We start from the raw sequence: 15365 nt of genomic DNA, 5'->3' as shown, positions 1-15365 counted from the left end.
ATTTCTCATCCCAACGCCTGCTTGATGTCGTCGATGATGTCGTCGGCGTCTTCCAAGCCCACCGAGAGACGGATAAACTCAGGTGCAATGCCTGCCGCGCGGAGCTGCTCGTCAGAGAGCTGGCGATGTGTGTGACTGGCGGGATGGAGCACACAGGTGCGAAGGTCGGCCACATGGGTGGCGATGTTGATCATCTTCAGCGAGTCCATAAACTTAATGGCGGTCTCGCGGCTACCTTTAAGACCGAAAGCTATCACGCCACAGCTGCCACCAGGCATATATTTTATGGCAAGGGCATGGCTGCTGTCGCCAGGCAAACCTGAATAGCGCACCCACGCCACGCGCGGGTCGGCGCTGAGATACTCCGCCACGCGCTGCGCATTGCTGCAATGGCGCTCCATACGCACGGCAAGCGTCTCAAGTCCTAAGTTGAGCAGAAACGAGTTCTGGGGAGCAGGCGTTGAGCCGAAGTCACGCATCAGCTGCGCCACGATCTTGGTGATGTAACCCTTCTTGCCGAAGTCTTTGGCATAGGTGAGACCGTGGTACGACTCGTCGGATGTACACAGTCCGGGATACTTATCGGCATGTGCCATCCAGTCGAAATTGCCGCTATCGACCACACATCCGCCCACTTGGGTGGCATGGCCGTCCATATACTTCGTGGTGGAATGGGTGACGATGTCGCATCCCCACTCAAACGGACGGCAGTTAATGGGCGTGGCAAAGGTGTTGTCCACGACGAGTGGCACGCCGTGACTGTGGGCTATGCGTGCAAACTTCTCTATGTCAAGCACCTTGCAGCCGGGATTTGAGATGGTCTCGCCGAAAAGAGCCTTGGTATTGGGGCGGAAGGCTTGTCCTATCTCTTCCTCAGTAGCGTCGGGACTGACGAAGGTGCAGTCGATGCCGAGCTTCTTCAGCGTCACGCCAAATAAGTTGTACGTGCCGCCGTAGATCTCGTTGGAGGCGACAATATGTCCGCCCGCCTCGCAGATGTTAAACACAGCGAAGAAATTGGCTGCCTGCCCCGATGACGTTAGCACCGCACCTATACCACCCTCGAGTGCGGCTATCTTGCATGCCACAGCGTCGTTGGTGGGATTGGCGAGACGAGTATAGAAATATCCATCACGCTCAAGGTCGAAGAGTTTTGCCATCTCGTCGCTGCTCTCATACTTAAACGTGGTGCTCTGGACGATGGGCAGTTCCACGGGTTCTCCGTTCTTTGGCTCGTATCCCGAATGGATACATAGCGATGCTTGTCTTAAGTTCTTTTCCATTATTGTTATATCGTTTTTCTTGTTTTACTGTTCCTTACCACTGTCGGCAGACCGCCTCGCGTCGCGCCTCTCAGCCACAGCACTCTTCACGGGTGTGCGTGCCTCACGGTCCTGGTCCATGACACAGTGTATGCCGCGCTCCTTCATCGCCTCGCTGTCGTGAATATGCTGCGACTTGAAGGTGCCATTGCGCCTGAAAATGACTTTTACGCATAAAAATGCCATGCTTATAGCAATTATTAACGCGGATGATAGTAGAATCTCAAACATATTTATTACTTTTGCAGTGGTTTTGCGCCGCAAAGGTACTACAAATAAATTAATTATCGGACATATATCATAAAAAAATAACAAAATAATGACTAAAACTGTATTAAAACCCGCATGCGTGTTCGAGCAGTTTGCCCGAATCAACGAAATTCCACGCCCTTCGAAGCGTGAAGAGAAGATGATCGACTACTTAAGAAAATGGGGTGAAAGCCACAATCTGGACACACAAGTCGATAAGACAGGCAACGTTATAATACGCAAACCTGCCACTCCGGGATACGAGGACAGGAAGACCGTGATACTACAAAGCCACATGGACATGGTGTGCGACAAACTCGTAGATGTGGACTTCGACTTCGACAACGACGCCATACAGACCTATATCGATGGTGAATGGCTCACAGCCAAAGGCACCACCCTCGGAGCTGACGACGGCATAGGATGCGCCATGGAGCTCGCCTTGCTCGACAGTAACGACATCGAGCACGGACCTATCGAGTGCGTTTTTACACGCGACGAGGAGACACAGCTCACAGGAGCCAGCGGCATGGAAGCAGGATTCATGACCGGCGACATGCTCATCAACCTCGACAGCGAGGACGAGGGACAGATCTTCGTCAGCTGCGCTGGAGGACGTTCCACATTCGCACAGTTTGACTTCACAAGAGAGGACGCGCCAGAGGACTACTTCTTCATCGAAGGCGCTATAAAAGGCCTACAAGGCGGACACTCGGGCGACGACATCGACAAAAAACGCGCCAACGCCATAAAGATCCTCGCCCGATTCCTCTATCTCGAAATGGAGAAAATGCCTATCAGACTCGCACAGTTCAACTCAGGAAAGATGCACAACGCCATACCGCGCGACGGCAAGTTTAAGATTGCCGTACCCACCTGCGAGAAGGAAACGGTAAGGGTTGACTGGAACATATTTATCAGCCAGGTGGAAGAGGAATACCACGTCACCGACTCTGCCCTTGAAGCCAGCATGCAGAGTACAGAGGCTGAGAAAGTGCTGCCAAAGGCCATGTCCGACAACTTCATACGCGCCATGCAGGCCGTGGACAACGGCGTGTTTGCCATCTGCCAGGACGAGGCACTCGGAGGAATGGTGGAGACATCGAGCAACATAGCAAGCATCGTAACCGAGGAGAACTGTATCAAGGCGGTGAGCTCGCAGCGAAGCAACGTGATGAGCAACCTCGACAACATGTGCAACACCATCAAGGCTCTCTTCGAACTCGCCGGAGCAAGCGTGGAACAAAACGACGGCTATCCAGCATGGAAGATGAACCCCAACAGCCAACTCACAAAGACCGTGGTTGACACCTACAAGCGACTCTTCGGCAAAGACCCGATAGTACGCGGAATACATGCCGGACTGGAATGCGGACTGTTCTCAGAAAGATACCCCAACCTCGACATGGTGTCGTTCGGCCCTACCCTACGCTTCGTACACACTCCCGAGGAACGCATTCACATCCCTACCGTCCAGATGGTGTGGGATCATCTCCTCGCAGTACTCAAAGAAGTGCCAGTGAAATAATTGCCACACAACATTCGACAAATGAAACACACCTTATATATAATAATATGTATTGCTCTGCTTACCGTCTCATGCGACGGCAGGCAGGGCAATGCCGAGACGGCCGTCGAGGAATTTATGGCAGCCAATCTCAACAACGCAAAGGGCATGAAGATAACAGGCTTCAGCCAACTCGACTCCACACAGAAGATAAAAGACTCGACACTCACGATGATAAGACACAACGCCGAGAATAACGGACGATACAAGAAAGGACTTACCTACGCGTCGCCTTCGGCACGAAACATGCTCTACATCCTGAGGGTGAACTACAAAATAGAAAAAAACGATTTTTGCGACACTTACTATCTCGACGAGTCACTTGGAAAGGTAGTAGCGGTGAAAAACAACTGATTTAGCCCCTTTTTTCTATGAAAACCGAAAAAAACAGAGAAAAGATTTGGCAGAATGAAAAAAAGTTAGTACCTTTGCACCGCATTTGAGGGAAAGTGCTGCGGTAAACGCCGTAAATGGAAGTTTGGGTGAGTGGCTGAAACCAGCAGTTTGCTAAACTGCCGTGCGAGTTTATCGTACCGGGGGTTCGAATCCCCCAGCTTCCGCAGCCCTTTCAAGGTAGATGGTGGATTCATCTAATGGTTAGGATACAAGATTCTCAATCTTGGCATAGGGGTTCGATTCCCCTATCCACTACCGAAGAGGCTTTCAAATGCAAAAGAGACATGATGATGGTGGATTCATCTAATGGTTAGGATACAAGATTCTCAATCTTGGCATAGGGGTTCGATTCCCCTATCCACTACGCAAAAAAGTTTTTCATAAATGTGATTGTTCGCTCGGTGGCTAATTATGCTTCTTGAGCGATTTTTTTTGCACAAAATAGCGAAATATACACGAGAATTAACATGTTTTATACTACAAACTACCGCAGAGGGTTGCGTAATATTCAAAAAATCTGTACCTTTGCGGCAGATTAATTTTTAACGAGAAAAAAGATGAAGAAAATTTTACTTATGACGCTGATGGTGCTTTGCACTATGGCAGGCTTCGCACAGCAGGCAGACAAGAAACAACCTCAGGCTGACATTCAGTTTGAAAGAATAACACACGACTTCGGAAAATTCTCTGAATCGTCGCCAAAGGTGACATGTGTCTTCAACTTCGTCAATGCTGGCAACGCTCCATTGATCATCAATCAGGCCATAGCAAGCTGCGGATGCACTGTGCCTGAATATCCCAAAACACCCATCAAACCGGGTGAAAAGGGACAGATAAAAGTTACATACAACGGAGCTGGCAAGTTTCCAGGACACTTCAAGAAGTCGATCACTGTCCGCACTAACGGAGTCATTGAGATGACCCGACTCTATGTAGAAGGCGAAATGGAAGAAGCTAAGAAATAAGGTATTTATTTCAAAAAAAGCAGAAAAAAGACGATTGAAAAAATGTCAGGGGTTAAGGATACACTGAATCCTTAACCCCTGACTCTTTTTTTTGTAAACAATCGCCGAATACGACGAATATTCCATTTTTATCGAATGAGGCGGATATTCCCTTTTTATCGAATAAGGCGGATATTCCCTTTTTATCGAATAAGGCGGATGCTATATCCATTATTTCGAATACTTTTCGATGAAAGCCTGTGCTTGCGCCTCACCCATAGTCTTCGCCTTCTCGAGGTTTTTCAGTCCTTCGTCTTTCATGCCCTTCACACACTGCGCCACACCAAGGAAGAGATAACCGTCGCTGAGGTCGGGATTGACCTTGATACACTCCTTAGCCGTCGCCATCGCATCGTCGGTAAGCCCCACGCGCAACTGTAGGGATGCCTTCTCCGAAAGGTAGAGAGTGTTGCCCGGACTCAACGACAAGGCCTTGTCAAGGTCGTCAAGAGCCTGCTTAAAAAGGCGACCACTAACCTCTGCCTGCGAACGAAGATAATAGAAGTTGTCGTTCACATGAGTTATCATCAGTTGCTCGTAGTCGTTCAGGTCGTTGACAGCGAGACGATATTTACCCATGTCCATCAGCATCTTACCACGTTCGAGGATATAAAAGCCCGCCTCCTTGAGATATGGGCGGCTGAACGTGGCGACAGCACTATCAAGCATGGCCAAACAAGCCGTGGTGTCTTTGAGCATAGCCTTGCATCGTGCCATGCCGTAGTAGTTCTCCGCCAAAGCATCGCCACGGTCAACGAGCGACTGATAGACCTTTGCAGACTCGTCATATTTCTTCTGAGCAAACAGGATCTGGGCGTTAAGTTTTCCGAATCCTGGCTCATCGGCAATGGCTATAGCCTGGTCAATCTCAGCCTTTGCCTTGTCAAGTGTCCAAGCGTCGAAAGGTTTTTCGGGAAGATAGACCAGTTTGTCGAACATCATCTTTGCATAGTTATAATGCGCATATTCTTTTTTCTCTCCCATTTTGATTGCGGCAAGGAGATCGTCGTCAGCAGCCTTAAAATCAAGAGCCCTAAAAGCACGGTCTGCCCTGTAGGCATATCCGTCGATTGACGTTGGGAACTTGGTTATGAAGTCATCTATAAGAGTGTTTACGGCAAGAGAGTCTAGATTTGACGTTCCCAGATACAAGGCAACGAGAGCTTCTTCCACGTCATCAGGAAGGGCCTTCTTAATCTTTATCTGTCTCAGTGTAGGGTCGTTTATTGCCAGTGGCGAAGGCTTGAAGTCCGTTGCCATCTTCACGCTCACAGCATACTGCCTCTCTCCATCCATAGCAGCCTGCAGCATCCCCACTACCTCGCCAGCAGCATTCAGCACTGGAGAGCCCACAGCATTCACTGCCGCCAAACCATTTTCTTTCTTTGAACCAGCACCATTCAAAACAGAGCCATTTCCCTTCTCAGAAACAGCTCCATTATCTAATGCATTAAGTGTTATAGTATAGTAGCTATAGTCAGCTCCCACCTTTTCAATCTTTGTCACCTTACTCTCGATAGGTCTCGCAATCTTCTGTGCATAAGGCAATATAAACACTACGCTCTCGACGTCTGCAGTAGTAGCAACTGAGAGAGGCAGGCTTCGTTTAATGTTTACATGAAATTGAGCTACATCGTAGATCTCGTTTGCACCTACTATCCTATCTACGTCGTACTGTTTTCCCCCGGCATCGATGACGATGGCTTTGGCGGCTCCAATGAAGGGAGTGCAGTTGCTTACCGCTTCACCGTTTTCGCCGATGAAAAACCCATTGCCGCTTCCGAGCAGTGCTCCGTTAGCATCAAATGTCTTTATGGTAAAGAGCGACTTTACCGCTTTCTTTGCCCAACTGCTTGGCTGGGCCACTACCATGCAACAGAAGAGCATGGCAACAATTATGTTTATCAGTCTTTTCATTTTTATTTTATTTTTTTATTTCCGGAGTGTCCAGGTAATCTGGAATTTCTATGAATTTCCGGGAGTTCCGGGAGTTCCGGGAGTTCCGGGAGTTCCGGATTTTCCGGATTTTCCGGATTTTCCGGATACTCTGGAATATCCAGATTATCCGGAAAACTCCGGCCAATTATTTATATTTTAGCAGCGCTTTGGCGTTATTTATGGCCGCTTCGGATATGTCGCTGCCGCTGAGCATCTGGGCAATCTCTCTCACTCGGTCTTCTGCTGAGAGCATCGTCATGGTGCTCACGGTGACATCATCCTTGTCCTCCTTAAATACCTTGTAGTGAGTGGCTCCCATGGCGGCTATCTGGGGCAGATGGGTGATGCTGATCACTTGTCTCTCGTTATTGCCCATCTCACACATTATCTCTGCCATTCGCTCGGCTATCTTCCCGCTCACGCCTGTATCTATCTCGTCAAATATTATCGTCGGCAACTTTACCGCACCACTTATCATAGCTTTCAGCGAAAGCATCAGACGAGCTATCTCACCACCCGACGCAACCTGGGCGGCTGGTTGGAGCGGCACATTTTTGTTGGCACTGAACATGTATGCCACCTTATCTGCACCTGAGGGAGTAAGGTCGGTAGAAGTGAGGCAGATGACAAACTGAATATTCGGCATGCCAAGGGAAACGAGACGCTGGCTTATCTCTTTCTCTATCTTCCTCGCCGCCTTGTGCCTTGCCTCAGAAAGCGTCGCAGCCTTTGCCTCAGCTTCCTTATGCGTCTTCTCCACCTCACCCTCCAAAATACGAAGGTCGCCATCGCCGTTTTCTATATTTTCGAGTTGTTTCCTCAGCGTATCGCGCATATGGATGAGCTGCTCCACAGTGTCAAGATGGTATTTCTTTTCGAGACTGTATATCTTATCGAGCCTATCGTTGATGTTGTCGAGCCTCTTTGGGTCGAAATCAACGTTGTCAAGTTGCGCCTCTACTTCATCAGCAATATCCTTAAGGTCGATATAGTCGGCATCCATACGACTTGCCAACTCGCCAGCCTTAGGCATTACACTCTCTATGGAGTGAAGAGCGTTGATGGCTGTGCGGAGATTCTCAGTTACTCCATTTCCCTCCCCAGAGAGTGCGTTATCAGCTTGGTAGAGAGCGGTCTTTATGTCCTCGTAGTGGCTCATCTGGTTTGACAAGGCCTCAAGTTCTTTCTGTTCGTCTTCGACCAGCGAGGCGGCAGAGAGCTCGTCATACTGATACTGTAGGAAGTCGGCGTTGGCCTTGTTGTTTTCTATCTGCCGTCGCATCTCATCAAGTTGGTACTGTTTGAGTCTATATTTGTCAAATGCCGCCCGATAATCATTGATGAGATGACGGTCGTCTGCTATAATATCAACCACTTCCATCTGGAAGTCTTGCGTACCGAGCAATAGGTTCTGGTGTTGGCTATGCACGTCGATGAGCTGTTCTCCAAGTTCTTTCAGCACCGACAGCGGCACTGGTGTATCGTTGACGAAAGCACGACTCTTGCCCGAGGCAGTAATCTCTCTTCTGACGATACAGTCGTCTGGGTCATATTCCACGTCGTTGTCGATGAAGAATGCCTCCATTCCGTATCGTGAGAGATCGAAATGCGCCTCTATGACACATTTGTCAGCACCGCGTTTGATGAGTTTCGAGTCTGCCCGTTGTCCTTTGAGCAGCCCTATTGCCCCAAGGATGATACTCTTTCCAGCTCCCGTCTCTCCAGTGATGACGGAGAATCCTTCGCGGAACGTCATGTCAAGTCGCTCGATGAGCGTAAAGTTTCTTATATAGAGTTGTTTCAGCATAAATCATTGTTTTACTTTTTCCCACTCATTAGCTTGCGAAGCGTTGATACTCATGAGCAGTTCGTATATTTCTTCCTTTTCTTTCTGTGTCCCTTTTCCTTTGTATATGCTCGTCAGTTCGTCGAGCTTATAGTCGGTCCATATCTGCGGCAAGAGACTAAGCGGTCTGTTGTCGTGGCTTTTCTTCAGTCCGTTGACAAGGGCGTCGCTGATGTTTGTCCTACCTCGTTCCACGTTGTTGGCCATCTCGTCGAGGCCCTTGCGATAGTAGTCGTACTGCAGTTGGCGGAATGGTTTCATCGACTCGTCAAGATAGTCGTTGATGATGGCAAAACGGTTGCGGCTGTTGTCAAACGCCTTCCATCCTGGGAAGTTGAGGTTCTGCGCATTGTTGACAAGGTTGTAGCAACGCTGAAGGATCTCTGAGCCGCCAAGCGGTGCGAAGCTATCGAGATCAAGTCCTATGATGAGGTAGGCGTAATATGCTACGAGTGCAGTCAGTTGGTTATCTACAGTCTCCTCGTTGAAGTTGAGCTGGTCGAACTCCGCAAACTCAAAGTTAAAGTTGGCGTCTTTGTTGTTGTAGAGTGTGGTGGTGTACTGGCTGTTATACACGGGACGATTGGCTTGAATGAGGGCGGTACACTCAAACATGTTATTTGTCTTGTCATACTTGTCGATAGTGATATTGAAATTGCAGACGATGCGTTCGTTTTTTTGGAACTGCAGTTCTGTCCATTGGCGATCGTTGACAAACTGTTCAAGTGTCTGTTGCAGATTGTCGAACACACTTTTGTCTGTCACACCCACCTTGGTACTGTTTATCACCACCTTAGTTGACAGTTCCTGTCCCGCAGCTTTCATATTAAAAAGCGCGACAAGTGCCGTTATCAACATGATATAGACATTTTTCTTCATCGTGACGTGTATTATTATGATAGGTGTACCCGAACCATGGGCGTGCGTCAATGTTTGTCGTACATGGTCTTCACCAGATGTTCCACAATATCTCTTGCCCCGTCGGCCTTGGATTTGCGTTCGTATTCTGTGGAGCCTTGGGCTGAGAGTATCGTGATCTGATTCTCGTCGCTCATAAAGCACGTGCCTTTGTTCTGAAGTGAGTTGAGCACGATAAAGTCGAGGTTTTTCTTCTTGAGTTTTTCAATGGCATGCATCTTTTCGTGGTCAGTCTCAAGTGCAAATCCGACGAGTGTCTGCCCTGCGGTTTTTCTCTTCCCCAGCTCTGCCGCGATATCTTTGTTTGGCAATAGTCTGAGACACATGTCGTCGGCAGTGCGTTTTATCTTCTCCGTGGCTGAATGTTCGGGACGATAGTCGGCCACGGCGGCGCAAAGTATGGCGGCGTCAACCTTGTCGAATCTCTCTAAACATGCGTCATACATCTGTTGTGCGCTTTCAACGTCGATGCGTTCTATGTTGCTGTGATTTGCCTTGATGCTTACCGGTCCAGATACGAGTCGAACATGAGCTCCTCTTCGTGCGCACTCCTCGGCGAGAGCAAACCCCATCTTCCCGCTCGAGTAGTTGCCGATAAACCTCACGGGGTCGATTTTCTCGTATGTTGGTCCTGCCGTGATGAGAATATCTTTACCTTCAAGGTCTTTTGGTTCGAAGAAGTTGTCAAGTTCATCGACGATGACCTCCGGTTCCTGCATTCTTCCCTTTCCCTCCAATCCGCTGGCAAGAAATCCGCTTGCGGGTTCGATAAAGAGATTGCCGTATTCCTTCAATCTCTGGATGTTTCTGGCAGTTGAAGGATGGGCATACATGTCAAGATCCATGGCTGGAGCTATGAATACGGGGGCCTTCATTGAGAGATAAGTGGTGACGAGCATATTGTCTGCCACGCCGTTAGCCATCTTGCCAAGAGTGGAGGCTGTACATGGCGCAATGAGCATAGCGTCAGCCCAGAGACCTAGGGCGACATGGCTGTTCCATGTGCCGTCACGCTGCGAGAAAAACTCGCTAACTACTGGTTTCTGAGTGAGAGTGGAAAGTGTAATCGGCGTGATAAACTCCTTTCCTGCCGGAGTGATGACCACCTGCACCTCCGCTCCCCTCTTCACCAGTTCGCGAATTACAAGGCATGCTTTATAGGCTGCAATAGAGCCTGTGATGCCTAAAACAATTTTCTTACCTTTGAGCATATCTTTCTGGTCAACTTACATCATCCTGCTCTCGCGCAGTCTTATGCGTGTGAGCACTTGCTTTGTATTGTTGGTAAAATCGTTTTGCAGCATCCAACTGTAATAACCAGGATCGTTATGCAGCACGATTGCTACCTCTTGTCCCTTATATTTTCCGAAGTTGAACACTTCTACCTTCACGGCGTTGCCGTCCTTGTCCTTTACAACATTGCCTTGCGCGTCTTTCTTTTCAGCCCAGACGATGCGTCCAGCGAAATCCACGTTGTCGTTCTGCTTAGAGAAATCTGCGAGAAACTGCATATCGTTGACCAATCGACGTTCAGCCTCTGGTTCGTTTTCCTCGCTATATTTGTCAAGCTGTCCCATGAGGACGCGGTAGGTGGCTTCGGTGTCTTGGTCAGCCCTGTGTGCCTCGAAGTCTTCTTCCATTTTTCTCCCACAGTAGAACTTGTATGCAGCGGCGAGATTACGGCGCTCTTGCTTCCTGAATATCGCCATGGCGTCGATCATGCGACTTTTGCTGAAATCGAAATCGATGCCTGCCCTGAGAAATTCCTCGCAGAGCATGGGAATATCGAAGTTGTTTGAGTTGTATCCTGCAAGGTCGCATCCCTTGAACTCTTCCGCCAGCTGTGGGGCAAGTTCCTTGAACGATGGCTTATCAGCTACGTCAGCGTCAGAGATGCCTGTTAGTTCGGTGATGAACTGCGGTATGGGGATGAGAGGGTTGATGGTGAGGTTTACCCTTTTCTCTTCGCCATCGGGCATCACCTTTATATATGACAATTGTATTACTCGGTCTTTGCAGAAGTCGAGTCCTGTAGTTTCAAGGTCAAATATGACCAATGGTTTCTGTATATTGAGTTTCATGTGTGTATTCTTGTTCAATAATGATGTGGCACTTGGACTTACTAATCGTTGAGCAACATCGGCATGAGCAGCATCAGCAGGTCTTGGTTTTCCTGTTGAACGGAAGGCACCACGATGCCGGCACGGCTGGGATCACTCAACTTCAGCGCCACCTCGCTCTCCTCGATATTGTTTAGCACCTCGATAAAGGAGTTGCCCTTGAAACCAATGCTCATTGGCGTACCGTCATACTCGCATGACATACGCTCAGTGGCTGTCTTTGAGAAGTCGAAATCCTCAGCATCGAGCTGGAGTACATGGCTGTCGATACGGAATCTGACAAGCTTGCTGGTATCGTTAGCAAATGGCTGCACGCGCTTCAGGGCTCCGAGCAGCGTATCGCGGTCGATGGTCATCGTGTTTGGATTGTTTTGCGGGATAACCGACTTGTAGTTCGGATATCGTCCCTCAATGAGACGGCATACGAGACGTGTGTCACCAAACACCACTTCTGCGTTGGCGTTATCAAACTTCATTGAGACTATGCTGTCGTCCTTTGCGAGCATGTTTTTCAGCAGCAGGGCAGGTTTCTTTGGCAAGATGAACGACGACTCTTGCTCGCTCTTTATGTCAAATATCCTGTTTCTAACCAGCTTATGACCATCGGTGGCCACCACAACAAGTCCTTCGGAAGAAATACAGAAATATATTCCGTTCATCACTGGACGCAACTCATCTTGTGCAGTAGCGAAGACGCTGCGTGTGATATTCTCCGCCAGAAGAGCTGACGACAAAGAGATGTTTGGTGCCATGTCGCTCACTGTCTGCGGCTTAGGAAAGTTGTCAGCCTCGTCGATAGGCAGTGAGAATTGTCCGTTCTGATATATTATCTTTACGTTCTTGCTGTTATTGTCAACATCGAAAGTAAGTGGCTGCTCTGAGAATCCCTTCACCGCCTCAAGAAGGTTGTGGTTCTCGATGGCAAATGAGTCGTTGGCGTCACATTCAGACAGTTCCAATGTCGTTGACATAGTATTCTCGCCATCAGAGGTTGTAATGAAAAGGACGTTTCCCTCTGTCTTAAATACGAAATCCGCCAGAACAGGCAAAGAATTCTTGCTGTTGATGACTTTAGCCAAGGCAAAAAGTTTGTTGCTTAGCGCAGTGCTTGATAGTGTAAACTTCATAATTTTATTGTCGTTTTTGTTCTTATTGTTCTTTAATGGACTACAAAAATACAAAAAAAAGCTATTATGACAAAAATAATGCCGAAAAAGTTGCATAAATTAAAACTAATTTGTAATTTTGCGTTGAAAATCGACAAAACATCAATAATTATTATATAAAATCTTATGGAAATTACAGGAAAAATCATTGCCGTCCTCCCGGCACAGGGTGGTGTGTCCCAGCGCACCGGCAACCCATGGAAATCGCAGGATTATGTTATCGAAACTCATGAGACATATCCAAAGAAGTGTTGTTTCAGAGTTTTCGGCGAAGACAAGATAAGCCAGTTCAATATCCAAATGGGAGAAGAGATGACGGTGTCGTTCGACATCGACTGCCACGAATACCAAGGACGATGGTTCAATGATGTACGCGCATGGGGCGTGAACAGAAACATACAACCTAACCCTGGAGTTGGCATGGCACCCATTGCCGGCGTGGCTCCAGCTCCAGGTGTAGCTCCTGCTCCTGGCGTGGCTCCAACCGCCGCACCAAACATGTCGGCCGCTCCCTTCCCTCCAGCACAGGAACCTGCTGCCGAAGACGGCAAGGACGGCCTGCCTTTCTAACAGGCGCTACACGCCCTATTGACTATTATCAAAAACACACCCCGTGGAAAACATATCCACGGGGATTGTCTTCTTGTATTACCTTGAAACCATCAGTTCTTTTCCTTTTACTGACGCTCTGCGGCTCACCATTTCCCCAACATTTATTAGCCGACAACATCATCTCAGACAAACGAAAAGCGATCCATATCAACACTCCTGTGGAAACTTTGGAGGAGGAAACCAACTCCACTCCTGCGGAAACGACAGAAGAGATATGGGAACGGTGGTTTGCACTCTACGCACAAGAAGAGTTAGACGACAATGCCGACTCGTGGGAAGACATGCACGACGCACTACAGGAAACAATCGCTAAACCGCTGAACATCAACGCCGCCACATGCGAGCAACTCGAAGCCCTACCCTTTCTCAACAGCATACAAGCTAACGACATTGTAAATTACATCAGACGATACGGAGCGATGAAGTCGAAAAAAGAACTCGTAGCCATCACATCGCTCGACGAATACCGCCGACGCCTCCTCGAATGTTTCATCACTATCGGAGAAGCAAAAGCACCGACAACAGCCTTCCCAGAGAAGAAACATCACCAATACACAAACGAACTCACCACTTTTGTCCAAATCCCTACATACACACGAAAAGGTTATAACGACAAATACTACGGACCGAAATACAAGCACTGGCTTAAATACACCTTCTCGTGCGACAAAAGCATCAAATTCGGCATCACTGCATCACAAGATGCCGGCGAACCGTTTTTCTCACGCTACAACAATAAAGGCTATGACTACTATTCCGCCTATCTGCTCATCGACAACTTAGGACCGGTAAAACGGCTCGCCGTAGGACGATACAAATTCTCCTCAGGACTGGGACTCGTCGTCAACCAAGGATTCAATCTCGGCAAAATGATGATGACTCAGACCTTCGCCACACCTTCGAAAAATGTAATTAAACAACACTCTTCACGCTCGGAACAGAACTACATGCAAGGCGTAGCAGCCTCCCTCAAAATAAGCAAATCACTGATTTTCAACGCCTTTATCTCATACAAACATCTCGACGCCACACTCAACGATGATGGTTCGGTAGCCACAATCACCACCTCTGGCTATCATCGCACGGAGAAAGAAATTGAAAAGAGAAACAACACCGCTATGTCAACAGCTGGCGCTCATATTGCCTTCGACCTTGCATCGTTGCATGTAGGAGTCACTGCCGTCGCCACACACTACAACCGGCCGCTCGTCCCCAACACATCGGCCATCTACCGACTCATCTATCCGCAAGGCAACGACTTCTTCAACGCCAGCATCGACTACTCCGTCACACGCCGACGACTGACATTCTCAGGCGAGACAGCCACCAACCGCAAAGGCAAAATTGCCACCTTAAACAGCCTCTCTTACTATCTCACGCCACATCTATCGCTCACACTCATCCACCGCTATTTCTCATACCTCTACCACTCGCCACACTCCAACTCATTTTCAGATGGAGGAAAGACACAAAACGAGAGCGGTGTATTTCTCGGACTGTGGTGGGAGACAAAAGGAGGATTGGTCGTTGACGGATATCTCGACATTGCATACTTCGCCTTCCCACGATATAAGGTGTCGGCATCAGCATACTCGCTCGACACTTATCTCTCCGCAAAGAAACGCATCGACAAATGGACGATGGTAGCAAAATACAGAATGCGACGCCGACAAAAGGACTTCACCTTGGACAACAAACAGAAAACTCTCGCCTGGGAAACAACACATAGGACAACCATCGGCGGAGAATGGAACTCAGGGAAATGGTATTCTGACTTCACGGCCACCGCCACTGTCCACTGCTTCGACACCATCTCTCGCGGCGCACTATTGAGCAACGAGACGGGATTAAATACTAAACGATTCTCTATTGCCGCCACACTGAAGTATTTCTCCACCAACGACTACGACAGCCGCCTCTACTCCAACGAACGCTCTCCGCTCTACACCTTCCACATGCCCGCTTACTACGGCAACGGCATGCGCTACGCCCTGATAACGAAATGGAAACCATGGCAAGGCGCTACGCTGACAGCAAAGGCAGGCACAACACGATATTTCGACCGCGACACCATCGGAAGTGGGGCGGAACAGATCGATGAGTCGTCGCAATGCGATATCGAACTGCAGATAAACATAAAACTATAAACACTAAAAACTGCGTGCCGGAAATCCGACACGCAGCCAATTATTAGAATACTCTTCAAAAGAGTACTTTCTCTATTACC

Annotated in this window: 13 protein-coding genes and 3 tRNA genes; 8 read left to right on the top strand and 8 right to left on the bottom strand. The window is 48.6% G+C overall.

Annotation, left to right across the window (positions count from 1 at the left end; all coding sequences use genetic code 11):
• Positions 1-5: 5 nt before the first annotated feature.
• Together CIK99_RS08240 and CIK99_RS08235 are read right to left on the bottom strand one after the other, a co-directional pair.
• Positions 6-1283: an O-acetylhomoserine aminocarboxypropyltransferase/cysteine synthase family protein gene (locus CIK99_RS08240; protein ID WP_094381049.1), complete on the bottom strand. Its 1278-nt coding sequence runs from the start codon at positions 1281-1283 to the stop codon at positions 6-8.
• A gap of 24 nt (positions 1284-1307) precedes the next feature.
• The gene (locus CIK99_RS08235; protein ID WP_371591003.1) at positions 1308-1508 is read right to left on the bottom strand and encodes a hypothetical protein; all 201 of its coding nucleotides are present in this window, start codon (positions 1506-1508) and stop codon (positions 1308-1310) included.
• Between the two features lie 133 nt (positions 1509-1641).
• Here CIK99_RS08235 and CIK99_RS08230 point away from each other — a divergent pair, with 133 nt between their 5' ends.
• The 6 genes from CIK99_RS08230 to CIK99_RS08205 all read left to right on the top strand — a co-directional run bounded on the left by CIK99_RS08230 (position 1642) and on the right by CIK99_RS08205 (position 4499).
• Complete coding sequence (locus tag CIK99_RS08230) at positions 1642-3099, top strand: aminoacyl-histidine dipeptidase (protein ID WP_094381047.1); 1458 nt, start codon at positions 1642-1644, stop codon at positions 3097-3099.
• A gap of 21 nt (positions 3100-3120) precedes the next feature.
• Positions 3121-3492, top strand: coding sequence for a hypothetical protein (locus CIK99_RS08225; RefSeq protein WP_094381046.1), 372 nt, complete (start codon positions 3121-3123; stop codon positions 3490-3492).
• A 118-nt stretch (positions 3493-3610) separates the two neighbouring features.
• Positions 3611-3698, top strand: a tRNA-Ser gene (locus tag CIK99_RS08220).
• Positions 3699-3717: 19 nt separating this feature from the next.
• Positions 3718-3789 (top strand) — tRNA-Glu (locus tag CIK99_RS08215).
• A gap of 37 nt (positions 3790-3826) precedes the next feature.
• Positions 3827-3898: transfer RNA gene (locus CIK99_RS08210), tRNA-Glu, on the top strand.
• 193 nt (positions 3899-4091) lie between these two features.
• Positions 4092-4499, top strand: coding sequence for a DUF1573 domain-containing protein (locus CIK99_RS08205; RefSeq protein WP_094381045.1), 408 nt, complete (start codon positions 4092-4094; stop codon positions 4497-4499).
• Positions 4500-4709: 210 nt separating this feature from the next.
• Here the strand turns inward: CIK99_RS08205 and CIK99_RS08200 are convergent, their stop codons facing one another.
• The 6 genes from CIK99_RS08200 to dnaN form a co-directional block, all read right to left on the bottom strand.
• Entirely contained in the window at positions 4710-6455 is a 1746-nt protein-coding gene (locus tag CIK99_RS08200) for a hypothetical protein (protein WP_144007941.1), read from the bottom strand.
• A 166-nt stretch (positions 6456-6621) separates the two neighbouring features.
• Positions 6622-8283 carry a DNA repair protein RecN gene (gene recN / locus CIK99_RS08190; RefSeq protein ID WP_094381042.1) on the bottom strand — a complete coding sequence of 554 codons (1662 nt, stop codon included), beginning with the start codon at positions 8281-8283 and terminating at the stop codon, positions 6622-6624.
• 3 nt (positions 8284-8286) lie between these two features.
• Complete coding sequence (locus tag CIK99_RS08185; protein WP_094381077.1) at positions 8287-9201, bottom strand: DUF4835 family protein; 915 nt, start codon at positions 9199-9201, stop codon at positions 8287-8289.
• A gap of 47 nt (positions 9202-9248) precedes the next feature.
• Positions 9249-10451: a bifunctional phosphopantothenoylcysteine decarboxylase/phosphopantothenate--cysteine ligase CoaBC gene (coaBC, locus tag CIK99_RS08180; RefSeq protein WP_094381041.1), complete on the bottom strand. Its 1203-nt coding sequence runs from the start codon at positions 10449-10451 to the stop codon at positions 9249-9251.
• Positions 10452-10466: 15 nt separating this feature from the next.
• On the bottom strand, positions 10467-11321 hold the full coding sequence (locus CIK99_RS08175; RefSeq protein WP_094381076.1) for a 3'-5' exonuclease: 855 nt from the start codon (positions 11319-11321) through the stop codon (positions 10467-10469).
• Positions 11322-11362: 41 nt separating this feature from the next.
• Positions 11363-12487 carry a DNA polymerase III subunit beta gene (gene dnaN, locus CIK99_RS08170; protein WP_094381075.1) on the bottom strand — a complete coding sequence of 375 codons (1125 nt, stop codon included), beginning with the start codon at positions 12485-12487 and terminating at the stop codon, positions 11363-11365.
• Positions 12488-12652: 165 nt separating this feature from the next.
• Between dnaN and CIK99_RS08165 the strand changes: the two genes are divergently transcribed.
• Both CIK99_RS08165 and CIK99_RS08160 read left to right on the top strand, forming a co-directional pair.
• Complete coding sequence (locus CIK99_RS08165) at positions 12653-13096, top strand: DUF3127 domain-containing protein (protein ID WP_094381040.1); 444 nt, start codon at positions 12653-12655, stop codon at positions 13094-13096.
• Between the two features lie 200 nt (positions 13097-13296).
• Complete coding sequence (locus CIK99_RS08160; RefSeq protein WP_144007940.1) at positions 13297-15285, top strand: helix-hairpin-helix domain-containing protein; 1989 nt, start codon at positions 13297-13299, stop codon at positions 15283-15285.
• Positions 15286-15365 lie beyond the last annotated feature (80 nt).

Origin of the sequence: Prevotella sp. P5-92 (assembly GCF_002251245.1) — a bacterium.
Classification (GTDB): Bacteria; Bacteroidota; Bacteroidia; order Bacteroidales; family Bacteroidaceae; genus Prevotella.
This window is presented reverse-complemented; position numbering and strand designations above follow the sequence as displayed.